Annotated in this window: 11 protein-coding genes; 1 reads left to right on the forward strand and 10 read right to left on the reverse strand. The window is 70.9% G+C overall.

The features are described from left to right. The first annotated feature begins 158 nt into the window (after window positions 1-158). Entirely contained in the window at window positions 159-1274 is a 1116-nt protein-coding gene (gene ald / locus KNO15_RS02405; RefSeq protein WP_241701829.1) for an alanine dehydrogenase, read from the forward strand. 85 nt (window positions 1275-1359) lie between these two features. Here ald and KNO15_RS02410 read toward each other — a convergent pair whose 3' ends face one another. The 10 genes from KNO15_RS02410 to KNO15_RS02455 form a co-directional block, all read right to left on the reverse strand. Then, on the reverse strand, window positions 1360-1878 hold the full coding sequence (locus KNO15_RS02410; RefSeq protein ID WP_241701831.1) for a hypothetical protein: 519 nt from the start codon (window positions 1876-1878) through the stop codon (window positions 1360-1362). Window positions 1879-1943: 65 nt separating this feature from the next. Further along, window positions 1944-4256 carry a transglutaminase-like domain-containing protein gene (locus KNO15_RS02415; protein ID WP_241701833.1) on the reverse strand — a complete coding sequence of 771 codons (2313 nt, stop codon included), beginning with the start codon at window positions 4254-4256 and terminating at the stop codon, window positions 1944-1946. After that, the gene (locus KNO15_RS02420) at window positions 4253-5596 is read right to left on the reverse strand and encodes a DUF58 domain-containing protein (protein WP_241701834.1); all 1344 of its coding nucleotides are present in this window, start codon (window positions 5594-5596) and stop codon (window positions 4253-4255) included. The genes KNO15_RS02415 and KNO15_RS02420 overlap by 4 nt, the downstream gene beginning before the upstream one ends. Then, window positions 5593-6564 (reverse strand): AAA family ATPase, encoded by a 972-nt coding sequence (locus tag KNO15_RS02425; RefSeq protein ID WP_241702664.1) that lies wholly within the window; start codon window positions 6562-6564, stop codon window positions 5593-5595. Before KNO15_RS02425 ends, KNO15_RS02420 begins: the two co-directional genes overlap by 4 nt. Before the next feature lie 74 nt (window positions 6565-6638). Continuing rightward, on the reverse strand, window positions 6639-12572 hold the full coding sequence (locus tag KNO15_RS02430; protein ID WP_241701836.1) for an Ig-like domain-containing protein: 5934 nt from the start codon (window positions 12570-12572) through the stop codon (window positions 6639-6641). Then, a complete protein-coding gene (locus KNO15_RS02435; protein ID WP_374113132.1) occupies window positions 12545-13975 on the reverse strand; it encodes a serine/threonine-protein kinase in 1431 nt (476 codons plus the stop codon). The genes KNO15_RS02430 and KNO15_RS02435 overlap by 28 nt, the downstream gene beginning before the upstream one ends. Before the next feature lie 181 nt (window positions 13976-14156). Continuing rightward, window positions 14157-14993: a PP2C family protein-serine/threonine phosphatase gene (locus KNO15_RS02440; protein WP_241701838.1), complete on the reverse strand. Its 837-nt coding sequence runs from the start codon at window positions 14991-14993 to the stop codon at window positions 14157-14159. Then, complete coding sequence (locus KNO15_RS02445) at window positions 14990-16258, reverse strand: FHA domain-containing protein (RefSeq protein WP_241701839.1); 1269 nt, start codon at window positions 16256-16258, stop codon at window positions 14990-14992. Before KNO15_RS02445 ends, KNO15_RS02440 begins: the two co-directional genes overlap by 4 nt. Window positions 16259-16340: 82 nt before the next feature. Beyond that, window positions 16341-17099, reverse strand: coding sequence for a cache domain-containing protein (locus tag KNO15_RS02450; protein ID WP_241701840.1), 759 nt, complete (start codon window positions 17097-17099; stop codon window positions 16341-16343). Then, complete coding sequence (locus KNO15_RS02455; RefSeq protein WP_241701841.1) at window positions 17092-17877, reverse strand: FadR/GntR family transcriptional regulator; 786 nt, start codon at window positions 17875-17877, stop codon at window positions 17092-17094. The genes KNO15_RS02450 and KNO15_RS02455 overlap by 8 nt, the downstream gene beginning before the upstream one ends. Window positions 17878-17887: the final 10 nt, after the last annotated feature.

Raw genomic sequence — 17887 nt, forward strand, 5'->3', positions numbered from 1 at the left:
GGAGGAGCAGCGAGACGAACTGTCGATATCCGCGTTAGCTCGACACAGAATTTACGGAATCAGCACCATCCTTCATGAATTGCTATCGAAATCCTCCGTGAAGGGCGCTAGGGTGTTCTCGAACCATCACGTCGAAGTGCAAGGAGCTGAGGAGCCCCATGAAGGTCGCGATCCCCCGCGAGATCAAGAACAACGAATTCCGCGTGGCGATTACGCCCGCAGGCGTCCATGACCTGGTCGGCGCCGGACACGAGGTGTACGTGGAGACCGGAGCCGGTGTCGGCTCCTCCATCCCGGACGACTTCTACGCGGGAGCCGGCGCCACCATCCTCCCGGATGCCGCCTCCACCTGGGCCGCCGGAGACCTGATCCTGAAGGTGAAGGAGCCGATCGCCTCCGAGTACGGCTACTTCCGCGAGGGGCTCGTGCTGTTCACCTACCTCCACCTCGCCGCGGACGAGGAGCTGACGCGCGCCCTGATCGCGTCCGGCGTCACGGCGATCGCCTACGAGACGGTGCAGCTGCCCAACCGCGCACTCCCGCTGCTCGCACCGATGAGCGAGGTCGCCGGCCGGCTCGCCCCCATCGTCGGGGCCACGACCATGATGAAGCCGAACGGCGGCCCCGGGCTGCTCGTCCCCGGCGTCCCCGGCACGCATCCGGCCGTCGTCACCGTGCTCGGAGGCGGCGTCGCCGGCACGAACGCCACCTCGGTGGCGGTCGGCCTCGGTGCCGAGGTCACTGTGCTCGACACCAACATCGCGCGGCTCCGCGAACTCGACGCGCTCTACGCCGGTCGCATCAAGACCATCGCCTCGAACAGCTTCGAGATCGACAAGGCCGTCGTCGCCTCCGACCTCGTGATCGGCTCGGTGCTCGTGCCGGGAGCCAAGGCGCCCAAGCTGGTCAGCAACGAGCTGGTCTCGCGCATGAAGCCGGGCAGTGTGCTCGTCGACATCGCCGTCGACCAGGGCGGCTGCTTCGCCGACTCGCACCCCACCACCCACGCCGACCCCACCTTCACGGTGCACCAGTCGTTGTTCTACTGCGTGGCGAACATGCCCGGGGCCGTCCCGCACACCTCCACATACGCGCTCACCAACGCGACGCTGCCCTACGCACGCGCCATCGCCAACAACGGCTGGCAGGCGGCGCTCCGTGCGGACGCATCGCTCGCGCTCGGCCTCAACGTGCACGCCGGCCACGTCACCAACCCGGGTGTCGCCGAGGCGCACGGAATCGTGGACGCCGCCGTCGCCGACGCCCTGGTCTGACCGCAGGCGAGGGAGCTCCTCTGCCCGGCCGTTCGCGCGGCCGGCAGAGGAGTTCCTGCGTTTCCGACGCCGAATCAGGGAGACGTCAGCTGACGTCGAACCATTGGTCGCCGATGTCGACCCTGGTCCCCCGGCCCACCCGGTAGCGGCGGCCCGCTTCGCATTGCCGCGCCACGCCACCGAGCGGGCGCGCGACAGTGCCGTTGCCGGAATAGCGGTCGCAGATCCAGAGGTCGTCGCCTTCGAGCCCGAACTCGAGGTGCGTCTTGGAGACGCTGCGTGCCGGGTCCGAGATGGCGACCAGCTGGTCGACGTGCTCCCCCGGCTGCGTGATCGGGCGCCGTCCGATCAGCCCGCTGCCGAGCACGTCCACTGACTCCCCGGTGGAGAAGCTCAGCCGGAACAGCCGCACGGAGGCCGCACGCGGGGCGCTCTCGATCGAGACGACCTCGATGGCCTCGGTCGGCGGGAGCCCGTCATCATCGACGTCCACCGAGCCAGGGAACCGGCCGGCGACCGCGGGCTTCGCGAGAGGCTGGACGATCGAGGTGTCGGACGGTCGCGAGTCGGCGACCTCCGGCGGCCGCACCCGCGACGCCGTCACCGAACTCCCGCAGTTTCCGCAGAACAGCGTCCCCTCGGAGAGCGCCGCTCCGCACACCCGGCATCTCATCGCCTGTTCGTCCTCTCTCGCGTCCTTCCACGGTAGCCGAGCGATCGCAGAGACACGGCCGCCAGCAGCCGCTTCCACCGCGTGTCGCGGCGATCCAGCTGTGCACGCAGCTCGTCGACCGCCTTCCACACCGTCTCCGCCTCGGCCCGAGTCGGAGCGAACGGGCTGAACACCGCGCGGTCGGCCACTTTGGCGAGCGCCGCAGCCCTCGTACCGCCGATGGTCGACGCGAACTCCACCCGGGTCGCGGCGGGCGGCGGATCGTACCCGTGGTCGACGGCCGCATCGGCGAACTCGCGCCACCCGCCGACGATCCGGTCGGCAGCCGACGCCGCCGACCGCCGGAGGGAGCGCCGCCGCCATTTGGCTGCGATGACCGCCAGGAACGGCGCCGCGAGCAGGGCCAGCACCAGCAGGGTCCAGCCGATGGCGGTGAGGACGGCCAGGAGGGTCTCCAGGACGGGATCGGGCGTGTGCTGCGGCGTGTTGTCGACCTGGGCCTGCGGCGGCTCCTCGTTCTGCTGAGGGCTGTCGTCGATGGGCGGCTGCACATTGGTCTGCGGCCGGGAGATCTCGGTCGGCTGCTCCGGCTGCTTCGGCGGCACCGGCCGGACCGGAGGGGTCGGGTCGACCGTCACCCAGCCGGAGGTGGTCTGCACCTCCATCCAGGCCGAGACATCGGCGCCGAGGAACGTGACAGGCCCGGCCCCCGTGTCCGCGGGAGCGACGAAGCCCATGACGACCCGGGCGGGGAATCCGAGCTGCCGCGCCATCAGCGCGGCCGTCACGGCGTACTGCTCCTGGTCGCCGAGCATCGGGACGTTCGTCAGCAGCTCGGTGATCCGATCGGCGCCGTGCCCCGAACGGCTGGCCGGCTCGTTCGGGCCGACTCCGTGGCTGAGGTAGCCGTCGGTCGCGAGGCCCTGGAGCGCGGCCGCCAGCTTGGCGCCGGCGCCAGAGACGCCCGAGGTGTACTTCTGCAGGGTCGACTGCAGTTCGTCGGGGATCACGGCCGGCCGGGGCACGGTGTCGGAGCCGGGCTCGACCTTCGTCAGCTGACTCGCCGAGAGCTTCGGCGGAGTGACGGAGTCCGCCACGTACACGTCACCGTCGCGTAGGGCGGACATGACGGCACCGGTTCCGGTGACGTCGTTGTAGAAGTAGGCACCGGAGAGCGTCGAACCGCGGCTCCCGAGGAACTGGATCTGCTCGAGCTGTCCCGTTCCCGGCACCCACGGACCTCGGTAGCCGCGCACGGTGACGGTCAGCTGCGTCTGCGTACCCTTCGTGCCCGCCTGGTCGAGCCGGTAGGGCAGGCGGGCGAACGCGCCCGAGGCGCTCGTGGCGGCCGCGCTCCCCACCGAGTAGGTCACTCCGTCGTAGGTGTCGAGCGTGGCGATCCGGATGCGCCGGTCCGCCGGTAGCCCCGAGACACTGAGCATCGGCTTCGACGAGGCGCCAGGCTCGAAGTACGACCGGAAGCCGCTGAGCGGGCTGGGGAACGCCCGCGGGTCGAACGGCTGCTCGACCGCCGTCCGCACCACCTGCCGGTCGTTCGCCGGTGGCACCAGGGCGGTGGCCCCGATCCCGACGACGGCGGCGCCTGCGAGCATCACCGCGGCCCCGGTCGCCGTCAGCACAGCCGTCGAACCGCGCTCCCTGCGCGTCTCGACGGTGAGGCCGCTCTGCTCGCGCAGCGTGCGCACCGCAGCCGTCCGCCGACGCAGTCGCAGCCGGATGTTCCAGACCAGCAGCAGCGCGAACAGCCCGAGGACGAGCCAGAGCGGCGCGCTCGCGATCGCCGAGCCCAAGGCGATCCCGGCGACGAGGACGACCACGGGTGGGATGCCCGCCAGCTCGGGGAGGGAGGAGCGGAGTGCGGTCGTCGTGGTGATCACACTCGCCAGCAGAACGAGGATGAACGCGGGGACGAGGAGCGCCTGATAGGAACCGACCGGGACCGAGATGGTGACCAGCTGCTTCCACGACGACCACGTGCCCTGGACGAGATCGACGAAGCCCTGCGGCGTCGGCAGCAACCCGCCGGCCGTCGCCTCCCCCGGGATCGCGAGCTGGACGCCCGTGCCCAGATACACCACGACGATCAAGCCGCCGACCACGATACTGGGCCAGCGGAAGACCGCCCCGAGCACGGCGATCGCCGACCCGAGCGCGATCGTGACCACGAACATCGTGACGAACGCCGTCGACTGGTAGACGGGCCAGAACGACCACGCCGCCAGCGCGAGCGCCGCCACCGCGAATCCGACATCCGCGGCGGCCGAACGCCAGGGCAGCCGCCCGATCACGTCGCGAGCCGTTTCGCGAGGCTGCGCTGGAGGTCCTCCAGGTAGCCGATGGTCAGCACGCTGAGGTCGGCGACCCGGCGCAGTGTGGGAACAGCGCCCTCGTCGCAGACGATGGCCAGCACGTCCACGCCGAGCGGGAAGTGCGCTGCTGCCGAGCGCAGCTGGGTCGCGGTGACCGTCGACCCGCAGACCAGGAAGACGATCGATGTTCCCGCGGCGTCATCGCTCGCGACCTGAGCGAGCTCAGGCAGCCGGAGGGCCGACTCCGCCGTCTCGACACCGGCCAGGTCGTCGAGCAGCCGGCCACGGCCCACCGTGCTCAGCCGGCGGGCACTGAACACCACGCGTTTGGCGAACTCGGGCGTCTCTGCGCTCGCGACCACCGAGACCGTGCGCGAGTCCAGCATCGCCCGCACGCCCAGGGAGCCCGTCGCGCTCACGGCCAGCTCGAACTCCTCGTCGGAGGCGTAGTCGGCCGCGGAGAGGCTGAGCGCAACAAGGAGGTGGCTGCGCCGGGTCTCCTCGAACTGGCGCACCATGTAGCTGCCGGTCTTCGCCGTGCTCTTCCAGTGGATGTTCCTGCGTTCGTCTCCTGGCATGTACTCGCGGAGCGCGTGGAACGCGACGTCGCTCTGCGTCAGGTCGCGCGTGGGCGCGCCCTCCAGGTCGCGCACGAATCCGGTGCTCATGCTCGGGATCGCGATGATGCGCGGATGCACGAACAGGTCGAGCGAGTCGGCCCACACCATCTCCCGGCGCAGCAGCCCGATCGGGTCGGCGCGAACGGTCCGCACCGGGCCGATCGGGACGATGCCGCGCCTGCTGGTCGGCACGACGAAGACGTCGGAATGCTCCTCGCCGCTCAGCAGCGCCGGCACGGCGAACTCGGCGAGGCCGGCGCCGACCGGAACCTCCACCCGTACGCCGGGCAGGCGGCGCCGTGCCGGGTTGCGGACGGTAACCTCCCCCGGTGCGCGGTCGCCGACGACGACGCGGTTGGTGGGCAGCGTGAGCCCGACGTCGTAGGCGATGCGGCCGACCAGATAGAGCGAGGCGATCAGGAGCAGGGCGGCGGCCGCCCAGCCCGTCACCACCGCCTCCGTCCAGCCCAGGACGTAGCCGGCGACGAGTGCCAGAGCCGTCACCGCTGTCATCGACCAGCCGAGCGGCGTGATCACCGCCCCGAGCACGCGCGCGGCCGACGCCACGGTCTTGCCGAAAGCCGCGCTCGTGCGGACGACCCAGACGATCGCGTCCGCGAGCAACCCGTCACGCTCGCCGACGATGCGGGCGCGCGCGTTGGTGAGCTCGACCTGGGTGCGGGTGACGGTGCTGGTCACACGGCGGCCCGATCGCTCGGCGGCGGCACCTCGATCAGCAGCTGACCGACGACGCTGGAGGCCGTGACGCCCTCGAACTCGGCCTCGGGATCGAGCACGAGTCGGTGCGCGAGCACCGGCTCCGCCAGCGCTTTCACGTCGTCGGGCGTCACGTAGTAACGGCCGGTGGACGCGGCGAGGGTCTTGGCTGCGCGCACGAGCGCGAGCGCGCCGCGCACGCTGACGCCGAGTCGGATCTCGTCGGCCGTCCGGCTGGCGTCGACCAGCCGGGAGACGTAGTCGTTGATCGACGGGTCCACGTGGACGCCACGCGCCATATCGGCCATCTCGATGACGGTCTCCGCCGAGATCACCTCCGGCACGACGATCTCGTGCGCGCGGCGCTCCGCCCCCTCGAGGATGCGCAGGGTCGCCTCGTGGTCCGGGTAGCCGATCGACGCCTTCATCAGGAAGCGGTCGAGCTGCGCCTCCGGCAGCCGGTAAGTCCCCGCCTGCTCGATCGGGTTCTGGGTGGCGATCACCATGAACGGCTCACCGACGGGATGACGCACTCCGTCTACGGTGACCTGCTGCTCCTCCATGACCTCCAGCAGGGCCGACTGGGTCTTGGGCGAGGCGCGGTTGATCTCGTCGGCCAGCACGATGTTGGCGAACACGGGCCCGCGGTGGAACTCGAAGGCGCCCGTCCGCTGGTCGTAGATGTTGACGCCGGTGATGTCGCCCGGAAGCAGGTCGGGAGTGAACTGGACCCGGTTGGTCGTGCCCCGCACGCTCTCGGCCATGGCCCGCGCCAACGACGTCTTGCCGGTGCCGGGGAAGTCCTCGAGGAGCAGATGGCCCTCGCTCAGCAGGGCGGTGAGCGCCAGCCGGATGACATGGGACTTGCCGAGGAGGACACGGTCGATGTTCTGCACGAGGCGGTCGAACACGCCCGAGAACCAGCCGGCCTGCTCGGGGGTCATCGTCATGCTGTGGCCTCTCTCGGGGTGCGTGAGCAGCGCCGCGTTCGCGCGCGCGCCGTCCTCAGTATGCCGGTCCTCGCTCATGGCATGCCTGAGGCCGGATACGACGTCGAGTACGTGTCGCTCCCGACGCGCACCGTGACGGTGAGCGACGGGTTCACGGCGCCGGGCGACGCCTGGCAGGTCGCGGTCTGCCCGACCGGCGGCATCGGCGCCTCCGGTCCGTTGCCGCAGCTGTAGGTGACGAGGGTGTAGCCCGAGCCGGTCGGCCAGCTCGTCCAGCTGAAGGTGCTCGTCGTCGCGTCGTAACGTGCGCCGCCGATCGCGGTGCTCACGGCCACGCCCATCCGCGTGCTGTAGTTCTGCGGCGAACAGAGCTGGGAGCCGTCGGGGTAGGTCTCGCAGATGCTGGTGATGCTGAGAGTCAGCCCGGTGCCGTAATGTGCTCCGTTGCCGCCCGAGACCATGCCGCTCGTGCCGGACAGCTGGCCGTTCTCCACCACCCCGTTGTCGCCGATGAGCTGGTAGTTGACGATCGGGCTCGAGCCGCTGCCGTTCTGGTAGTCGACGGCGGCCTGGAAGTCCCAGGTGCTCGCGAGGTTCTGCGCCGGCCCGGTGATCTTCACGCTGCGCACCGGCCCCGGCTGCAGGCGCTGCGTCGCCGAGACGACGGCGCTCGCCGTGCAGCCCTGGCCGTTGTAGGCGTAGACGACGAAGTTGTAGGTCTGGTTCGCGCTGAGCCCGGTGAAGGTCGCGCTGCCGCCCTGGACCTGCTGGAAGGTCGACGAGGTCGGATCCACATGGAGGACGGGATTCCCCGTCTCGACACCCGTCACACTGCATCCCGGTTGGGCACCGCCCTGGAACACGCCGGCGTAGTACGCGATGACGGCCTTGCCGTTCGGGGTGAACACGTTCGGCCAGGAGAGGACGGCGCTCGACCCGTCGCCGGTGTTCGGGTTCGCTGCCGGCGCGATGCCGGTCAGCAGCGGAGCTCCCGCCGGCACGCCGCTTCCCGACGTCTGGTTCCACGTCGTGCGGCCCTGGTAGAAGTCGTTCCGGCTCGCGATGCTGAAGCCGATGGCCACACCGTTCGCGATGGAGGCGTCGACCACGTTGAGCGCGTAGCTCCCGCTGTCGCCCGGAGACACCTGAAGGGCGTTCGTGATCCCGCCGACCGTCACCACGTACGAGCTGATCGGGCTGGCCCCCGGAGCGTCGGCCGGGCGGTTCCAGGTGATCCGGAGTCCGTTGTTCAGCGGCGTGTAGTTCACGTTCGCCGGAGCGTTCGGCACCACGTCCGACCAGACCGGCTCCACATAGCTGGTCGGGTCGGACAGGCCGAGGGCGTTGCGGGCGCGCACAGCGAGGGTCACAGCGTTCCCCCTGCCGTTGCCGGGCGTCGTGATCGCGCACACCGTGGTGCTGCACTGCGTCGTGCCAAGCACGGCGCCGGAGGCCGCGCTGCTCATCGTGACCTCGAAACCGGTGATGGGCGAGTTGTTGAACGCCCCCGGCGTCCAGCTGAGCGTCAGGCTTCGGTCGCCGATCGCCGAGATCTGCACGTTCGAAACGGGGGCCGGGCGGTCTTGGACCGACACCGTCACCGTGCCCCAGGTGTAGCGATCGGGATCGTCGGTGGCGTCGGCGACCTCGTACTGCAGGGTGGTGTCGACCGGAGCCGCCGTGTTCGAGACGGAGATCTGCAGCACCGAGTTGTCGGAGCTCGGAGTGATCGCGACGCCGTCGGGGAGGGCTCCGCCGAGACCGCGGACGGCCAGGACACGCAGCGGCTTGTTCGGGAACGGGTTGGTCGCGGTGTCGTTGGCGAGAACGTCGACGGTCGTCGTCTGTCCGCGCGGAGCGATGACGCGGTCGGGCTGCGGGCTCGCCAGCGGGCGCGTCGACGGCACGATGTTGAGGTCGATGCGGCCGGCCTGGCCCGCGTTCACCGCGTCCTTGACGCCGATGGAGATCGAGGGGGTGCTCCCCTTCTGGACGCCTGCTCCGACCGAGATCGTGAGCTTCTGGCCCGAGAGCGACAGCGAGACGCCGTCCGGTCGCGGGTTCTGGATCGAGTACTGGAGCTCGGACTGGTCTTTCGCATACGGGTAGCTCGTGAGCTTGGTGAGATCGACCGTCTTCGACTGGCCCGGCTCGAAGTCGATCAGCGCCCCGGTGAAGACGGGAGGCTGATTCTCGCGAGGGGTGACGTCGATCGGCAGCACGATCGTGGCGACGTTGCCGTTCGGGTCGTTCGCGCTGCTGCCGTCTGTCACCTGGAACGAGATGCTCGCCGGGCCGAAGTAGCGGCTGGACGACGTGTACTGCAGGGTGTCGGAGGCGACCACCAGGTCGTCGCCGTTGGCGTGGGTCGCGCGGACCGTCGCGGCGTCCGTCAGCCTCACCTTGCGGCCGCCGACGGCGACGATGTAGTCGTTCAGGTGGATCGTCAGCGTCTTCTCGCTGACCACCGTGAGCTTGGGGGCACCCCGTTTGAGCTGGGGCAGCGCGTCGTCGTAACCGGGGAGCCGTACGAACCCGTAGGCGGCGTACGACTCGTCGTCCGGGTTGGCGACCTTGAACGGGATGATCTGGCTCTTCGCGGTGATCGCTACGCGGATGCGCTTGTCCGGGGTCACCTGGGCGGTGTTCCCGTACCCCGGCACGATCGAGAGCTTGAGGGAGGAGACCGGGCCGTCGGCGAAGAACACGTTCGACAGCGCGCTCACGTCGACGGTGTCGCGTCCCAGGATGTCGGAGAGCCCGAGCACGGTGTCGGTCACCACCGGACGCGCTGGCGGTGCGTTCTTGTCGACCGTCACGCGGAGGAACGCCTGGCTGGTGCCGCCCCGTTCGTTCTGGATCGTGTAGAGGAAGCCGTAGGCGCCCTCCTGCTGCGGCGCCGTCACCACCACGATGTCGCCCTGGATCTTGGCCTTCGCCTTGCCGTCGAGCGACGTGACCGCCGTGACGCTCAGCGGGCTGCCGTCCGGATCCGAGTCGTTCGCGAGCACCTGGACGCTGAGGGTCCGTCCCGGACGGGTCGTGACGTCGTCTTCGACGGCGACGGGGTTGCGCGCGCCGTCGACACGCGGTGCGATCCCGACCCGCACGGTGCCCGTGGCCCTGGCGCCGAGCGCATCCACGACGGCGTAGGTGAACGAGTCGGTTCCCGCTGCGTACTCCCCCGCCTGGAAGTCCATCCAATCGCTGCCGGAGGCCACGACGGCGCCCTTCTGCGGATTGGTCTCCTGGCCGATGAACTGCACGGAGTCGCCGTCGGGGTCGATGCCCGAGAGCGGGATCGTGATCCGCACCGTGTCGCCGGCGAGGACGCGGGCCGTGACCGTCTTGGGCACGGGCGGGTTGTTGGTCGCCACGTCGCGCTCGCGCACGGCGATGCTCACTTCGGCGGTGGCCCACTGCCCGTCGGCGCCGTAGACGCGGTACGCCGCGGTGTAGTTGCCGGGCTTCGACGGCGCGAGATACCGCAGGTGATCCCCGCTGGCGAACAGGAGGCCGGCCCCGGCGGGCAGTGGCGTCGCGAGCGTCGGGTCGAGGGTCAGCTTGTCGCCGTCCGGCTGCACGTCGTTGGCCAGCACGGGGATGTCGACGACGTCGTCCACCCGCACGGCCACGGAGTCGGGGACGGCGATGGGCGGCTGGTGCACGGTGAGCGGCGGGAGCTGGACGACGGTGACCGTGCCCTCGGCGTCGGCCAGGCCGTTGCTGAGCCGGTAGTGGAAGTCGACGGGCTCGCTGAGCGGCCTCGTCAGCGACACGCGCAGCGTGCGCTGCTGGAGCACCTGTACCTTGATGCCGGACGCTGGGGAGGGATCCGTGACCCCTGTCACCAGGAGCACGCCCCCCGACGGGTCGATGTCGGTCGACAGCACGTCGACGTCCTGCGTCGACTGCTCGCGGATGAAGGCCGTGTGCGGCACGGCGATCGGCGTCGTCTTGGCCCCGGGCGGCGCCTTCACCTCGACGCGCACGGTGCCCGTCGTCGTGATCACGCCGTCCGTCACCGAATACTCGATGTTGTGGGTCCCGGCCTGGTCGGACGCGAAGCGGAACGTTCCGCCCTGGTAGTCCGGTGTGATCGTGGCGTCCGCCTTGGACGGCACGGTGCTCAGCCGGACGACGCCGTTGCCACCGCGCACGTGGTCGAGCGGCCGGACGGTCGTCTCCTGACCCTGATAGGTCACGACGGCGAACGGATCGGCGATGATCGGCACCTGGCCGGGGGGCTGCACCGTCACGGCCAGCTGACCGGAACCTTCGGCCCGCCCGTCCGAGAGCACCAGCGCGACGTCCTTGAGGCCGCCTCCCGTCCCGTGGTCGGAGTACGCGACCTGCCCCTGCGGGGTGAAGGTCACAGTGTCGGGGGCGGGGACCGTGGCGCTCGCCAGGTAGAACGGGTCGCCGTCGGGGTCGTAGCAGTCACCGAGAACGGAGGTGGTGACCCGGCCGCCGGCCTGGACGACCGCCTTCGCCGTGCGGACGCACACGGGAGGCGAGTTCTCGTTCGGGGTGCGGACCGTCACGGTCACGTGCGCCGTCGCCGTCCCGCCGCGTCCGTCGGAGATGGTGTAGTCGAAGCCGATGGAGCCGCTCGCGGTCGGCGGGAGGGAGATCTGGAGCAGCTGGTCCGAGTTCGTCAACTGGATCGTCCCCTGGTCGGCGGGGATCGCGGTGAACGAGTCGATCGTCAGCACGTCGCCGTTCGGGTCGTAGTCGTTGAGCAGCACCGGGAGCGGCGTGACGCGTCCCGGCCGCGCGCCGAACTGGTCGTCGACCGCGACCGGGGGCTGCTCCTGCTTCGCGTACTGGGGCGTCGTGTCCTGCTTGGACTGGTCCACGAGCTCCTGCGTGGTCTTCTTGGAGATCAGCTCGTCCCAGTTGTCGATGCGCGCGTTGCCCGACTGCACGGCCCAGGAGACACCGGAGCGGGCGTCGTTCAGGACCACGCGGTCGCGGTTCACCCGGAACGAGAGCACCGCGTTGGCCGGCACCTGACTCAGCGGGCTCCGGGTCCCCGCCGCCGACGAGGAGCAGCCGCGCCACGCGGCGCCTCCGTTCCAGGCGGCGTACACGCATCCCGCCACCGCCACCGGCGCGGCGGGCGCCCCCGACACCGTGCCGAGCACCCGCGTCGGGGCCGAGCCGTCGAGGGGGACGCGGACGAGACCGGAGGAGGTCGCGATCCACACGGCCGTTCCGTCGCTCGACGGCGCCTGCAGCATCGCGTCGGTGTCGTCGCCGAGCACCCGGGCGAGGTTCACGGCGCCGTCGCTGGTCCACAGCGTCTTCTCGTCCGGGTCGAACACCGCCCACCGGCCGCCCGCCGACGTGACCTGCACGTGAGCGCCCTCGCCCCGGGTTGGCACCTTCACGGTCGAACTCGCCGGCTGCTCACCGCCCAGGTCGATGCGCACCATGCTGCGGGATCCCGGCTGGTAGACGAACAGCACGCCGGAGGGATCCATCGCGGCGAGGGCGCGACCGCCGAGGTCGATCGTCGCGGCCGACCCCGAGTTGAACTGGTCGAGCTGATCGATCGAGGTCAGCCAGAGCTGGCCGGTCGTCTGGGAGAGCATCGCGACATGGTTGCCGGAGACGGCCACCTGCGGCGACCGCGGAGGAAGGGCGACCGACTTGCCGGCCTCGGCGGTCGCCGGGTCGACCACCGCCGCCGTGTTCGCCTCCTTGTCGAGCAGCAGAACGTTCTCGCCGTCCTGCACGACGTCGAGCGCCTCCCCGGAGCCCGCGACGATCGAGTTCAGCGAGTCGATCTCGGTGTTGGCGCGGCCGAGCGCCTTCTTCGTGTCGCTGGCCACCCACACCGCGGCGTCGTTCAGCTGCAGGTGTTGCGCGCTGTAGCCGCCCGAGAACACGGCGAGTGTCGTCACCAGTGCGGCGACGACCGTTCCGCTCAGCGCCGTCGCGGCGATCGACTTGTGGGCGAGCAGCCACGACCGGATCATGGTGAAGCGGTCCTCTGCACGCACTTCTGCCCGCTCGGCGACCCCGTCTTGCCGTCGCGGTTGACCGTGACGGTCACGCACACGGTCTCACCCGGCTTCGCATCGACACGGAACTCGGTCGCACGCTGGCTGCTCGGCGGCTGGTCGTCGACGGTGACCACGTAGCTGTCGCCGCTCTCGATCCCCGGATCGCTCCACGTGAAGACGATGGTGCTCTCGGAGACCCGGCCGCTCAGGTCGCGCACGGTCGGGATGTCGTTCGCGGAGCCGGCGCGAACCAGGACGACCGCGGCGGTCACTCCGAGGACCACCACCAGCAGCGCGCACGCGACCAGCGAGATCACGAGGGCCCTGGACACCCGCGACGGCGCGGCGGGCGGCGAGGTCGGCGAGCTGCCGATGCTCTCGCGCACCATCGTGCGGGTCGGAGTGCGGGTGGTCGTCGCGGCCGCGGCCGGCGTCTTGCGGCGACGACGCTGCGAGCCGGGATCGACGGCCACGACGCCCTTCACCCTGGTGCGCTCCTCCGGATCGTCGGCCGTGGCGAGCGCCCAGTCGTCCATCGCGACCTCGATGGGCGTCTGCGGCAGGCCGAGCTCGGCCTCCACGGACTGCAGTTCGCGGATCAGCTCGAGCGCGCTGCGCTGACGAGCGGACGGCTTGCGCGACATCGAGCGCATCAGGAGCTGTTCGAGCCGTGGCGGAACGTCTGCGCGGCCGATGGGCTGAGGCCGGCCCTTGGTGATGCGCTGGATGAGCTCCGCCGACGTGTTCTCTTTGCCCGGCTGCTCGAACGGTGACCGGCCGGCCAGCAGGGAGTAGATCGTCGCGCCGATCGACCAGACCTCGCTCGCGATGGTGCCGCTCGTCTCGTCCAGCAGCACCTCGGGCGCGGACCAGGGGATCGACAGCCCGATCGCCTCGGTGACATCGGCCTCGCTCAGTGTCGCGGCGATGCCGAAGTCGCTCAGCACGGGATGGCCGTACGCGGTGGTGAGGATGTTCGACGGCTTGATGTCACGGTGCAGCACGCCCGCGCGGTGCGCCGTCTCGACCGCGCTCGCGATGCGGACGCCGATGCTCAGCACCTCGGGCACCGGCAGCGGCTCCGACCGGTAGCGCTGCCCGATCGCCGACGAGCAGAGCTCCATGACCAGATACGGCCGGCCGTCGGCCGACACGCTCGCCTGGTAGACGGTGAGGATCGACGGGTGGGTGCTGAGCTGGGCCATCAGGTTGGCCTCCGCCTGGAACATCTGCTTGACCTGGCTCGTGACGACCTCTGCCAGCATCACCTTGACCGCGACCTGCCGGCGCGGCATGTTCTGCTCGTACAGGAACACGTCGGCGAAGCCGCCCGAACCGAGCACCCTGACGTACGAGAAGCCAGGCAGGTTCGGCGGCTGTGAAGGCAAGCGCCGAGCCAAGCAGCCCCTCCCGTCGTCGGCCGAACGCGATCGCGGCGGCGAAGGCGTTTCCCAATTGTAGGCAGCAGGGAGAGGCGCTCAGGGAGCCGGGACCCGCACTGGGGACAACTGGATTACCCCCAACTCGGGGGGCACTCCGGCGTGCCGTGGAGGCTGTGGAGGAATGCCGTCCGACAGCTGGTCAGTGCCTCCGAGCCGCCCGCCGGGGGAAGCCCTCGCGGTGCGTGCCGCTCTCCGGCGTCGCCAGGACGTCGACTACCACGACGGTCACGTTGTCGCGGCCGCCGTTGCCCAGCGCCGCGTCCATCAGCTGTTGCGCGGCGTCGAGCGGCGAGTTGCCCTCGCCGAGGAAGTACCGGATCCCGTGCTCCGTCAGCTCCTTCGTGAGCCCGTCGGAACAGACCAGCAGTCGCGATCCGGCCACGATCGGGAAGAGGAAGTAGTCGGGGACCGGGTCCTCGTTGAACCCGACGGCCCGCGTGATCACGTTGCTGTGCGGGTGGACCTCGGCCTCCTCCGGGGTGATCGCGCCGGCATCCAGCAGCTCTTGCACGATCGAGTGGTCGACGGTCAGCTGTTCGAGCGTGCCGTCGCGAAAGCTGTAGACGCGCGAATCGCCGATGTTGAAGACGAGCCAGTACGGAGCACCCTCCACCAGCGTCAGAGCGATGCCCGTCACGGTGGTGCCCGTGCCGAGGTCCGTCTGGCCGACTCCCCTGGTCATGTCGCCCACGGCGTCGCGCAGCGCGCTCGTCAGCGACGTCTCCGTCACGAAATCGGCGCGGACCTTCTCAGCCAGCCGGGTCACGACCGCGGTGCTCGCGAAGTCGCCCGCCGTGTGACCTCCCATACCGTCGGCGACCGCGAAGATCGGCGACCGCGCGAGGAGGCTGTCCTCGTTGACGCTACGACGGTAGCCGGTGTCGCTGAGCGCCGCCCAGCCGAGGCTGATGCGCGCATCGGCACCCCCCGGGACCACCACGGTGTGGCGACGGTTGGTGCGACCGATCTGGGTCACTCGCGTCCTTCTTCTCGACGGTCCGCCCCCGACGCCGGCCGAGGTGCACCCTGCGGGTCATCGGCCGGGACGGCGGTGATCTCGATGATATTACCGTCGCCGATCTGCACAACGGAGCCGGGCAGCACGACCGTCGACTCGCCCGGCCGCAGGCGGGCGGACGCCCCACCCGGCCGAACGACGACGGTACCGTTCGTCGACCGGAGGTCGGTGACGACGACGGCGTCCCCCGACTGCTCGATGCGCAGGTGCGTCGACGAGACCTCCTGATCGGGCGACGGCACCGCGATCAGGCGCGGCAGCACACCGGAGTCCACCCGCGGCAGCGCGGGCTTGCGACCCACGAGGATCGGGGCGTCCAGCTCGAAGCTGTCCCCCGGTCCGACGCGAACGGCGAAGCGCAGCGGTGCCCGCTCCGGCGCGACCGGCGCGAGCTCCGACGGCCGAGGCGATGTCCCGTCGCCGGTGCGGCCACCGGGCGTGTCGCGCGAACCGGTGGTCAGCGGCTGCTCCGTCGCCGTCCCCGGCTCCTCGATGTCGATCGCGCCGGGGAGCTCGTGCGCGACGGGAACCCGCTGGACCACCGGCTCGGCCTCGGGCGACTCGGCGAGTTCCGCCCGGGAGTCGTGGCGCGAGAACAGGCTCGAGCTCCGGGGACGGTCGCGGATGATCGTCTCGTCGGCGCTTGCGTCGCCCGCGGGCGAATCGTCGGCGCCGGAGTCGCCGGCCCGTACCGAGACGACCGGTTCGGCGCTGCGCTCTACGCGCTCGATCGGCGCACTCGACCAGGTCAGCAGCTCGCCGTCCACCACCCCGAGCCCGATCGGCAGCGAGCCGACGGCGAGCCGGGCGACCGGAGCGGTGGGCAGGTCGTCCCCGCCGAGCGCGAGGCCGGTGACGTTCCGGAACTCCGCGAGCACCCAGGGCTGCACGCCCCCGGAGCCGAACCGCCGGGCACCGCCGACGGAGAAGATGTCGAGCGCCGCCGAGCCGCGGACCACCGCGGTCACGACGATCTCGCCCTGAGCGTTCGGCTCGCCGAGCTCCGCGACGGCGAACGAGCGCACGCTGTCCGGTCCGGCCAGGGGGAACGCCCCGACCACCGACTCGATGGTCGCCAGATCGGAGTCGGCGAGCCACCACACCGCCTCGACGATGCTGTCGGCGGCCGTGCTCTCGACGCAGGCGACGAACCGCCGCCCGGCGATCAGCAGCCAGCGGGACGGGCCGGCGGTCGGGGCGTACCGCGTGAAGCCGGGAGCCACTCGGGGTTCCTCCAGGTCTGCGACGGACCGGGGCTGCTCCCCGATGTAGGACGTGACGTACGGGACGAGTGTAGTCGCCGACTCAGGTGGGCTGCGCCGAGGCGACGAGGCGGAACGGGGTCCCCGGGCACCGGATCGCGTCGTCCCCGACCTGAGCGACGGCCCCCACCAGCACCGTCGGGTCGGTCGACACCATCACCCGCCCCCACTCGTTGACCAGCATCGTCGGGCACCCGACTCCCAACAGCGCCGGCAGCAGTTCACGCTCGAGACGCCGGACGTAGACGTCCACACCGACCACGCCGAGCATCCGCCCGCCATGCTCGACGGGCGAGGTGATGGTGACGATGTAGTCGCAGGCGCAGAGGTGGTCGACGTACGGCCCGGTGATGTGCGTGCGATGCGTCGATCGCGGGATGCTGTACCACTCCAGCGACCGGAAGTCGCGCAGATAGTCCGAGTACGAGCGGGAGGCCAGATCCAGCCGGCTCGGCTCGGTCGTCGCCCCCGTGAGCGGGTTGTCGTCGAGCGGTCCGAGCCACCAGGCGAAGTGGAGGTCGTCCCCTCCGGTGAACTCCGGCGCGGCGACGAACCCCGCGCCGACGAGCACCGGATCGTCCTCGCGCAGCGCGGGGACGACCAAGCGCTCGATGAGCTCGTCCAACGCGGCGGCAGGAATCCCGTCCGCGCCCTGATCGGCGAGGACGGCGTCCCGCCATCCCGTGAGCCGCTCCTGGAGGTCGCCGAACAGGGCGCTCACGCGCGCGGCCGCAGCGTCGATCTGTGCCACAGCGTCGATGCGTGCCGACTCGGCCCGCGTCTTCGAGACCGGCTCAGCCATCGATCGTCCCTCCCGTCTCGATCCGGGCCTTCGCGGCCAGCAGCCAGCGCGCCACCCGGCCCAGCAGAGCGGTGACCTCGGCTCTCGCGCCCGCGGCGTCGCTCGCGGCGACGGCGTCGGCGATCGCCCGCACCGACCCGGCCGTACCCTCGCGAAGCGCGGCGTCGCGCATCCCGAGCCACAAGAGCGGTCCGAACTCGGCCTGCAGCCGGATCTGCTCGCGCACCAGACGGGTCGACTGGCTCAGCACAGCGAGCTCGAGGAGGAATCCCCCGGCGCTGCGCCGCGCCTCCGCCGGCTCGCCGAAGTCCGCCGCGGCGAGCCAGGCCGCCAGCCGGGCGTCGTCGGCCGGGGTCGTCCGCTCGGCCGCCCGGTCGGCGCATCCCGCCGCGATCGCCGTCACGTACACGGTGAGGTCGCTGAGCTCGACCTGCGAGAGCCCGCGGAGCCGCGTCGCCAGCATCGGCTCGTCGGCGTCGCCGGGGTGGACGACGAAACTGCCGCCGTCCCTGCCGCGGCGCGTCTCGACCAGCCCGGCCTCGCGCAGCATCCCGAGGGCTTCGCGCGCGGTCACGAGCGCGACGCCGAACCGCCGCGCCAGATCGGCCTCGTTGGGCAGCCGCTCCCCCGGGCTGAGCACGCCCAGCACGATCGCATCGGTGAGGCGGCGCGCGACCTGCTCGGCGCGTCCGGCGTCCGAGAGCTGCGCGAAGACGGCGTCGCGCGCCCCTGGCGCCGGCCGCGTCGTTCGGGCAGCATCGCGGATGGGGGTGGTCACCCCTCCACGA

Source organism: Leifsonia shinshuensis (genome assembly GCF_022606355.1).
In the GTDB taxonomy this organism is placed as follows: domain Bacteria; phylum Actinomycetota; class Actinomycetes; order Actinomycetales; family Microbacteriaceae; genus Leifsonia; species Leifsonia shinshuensis_B.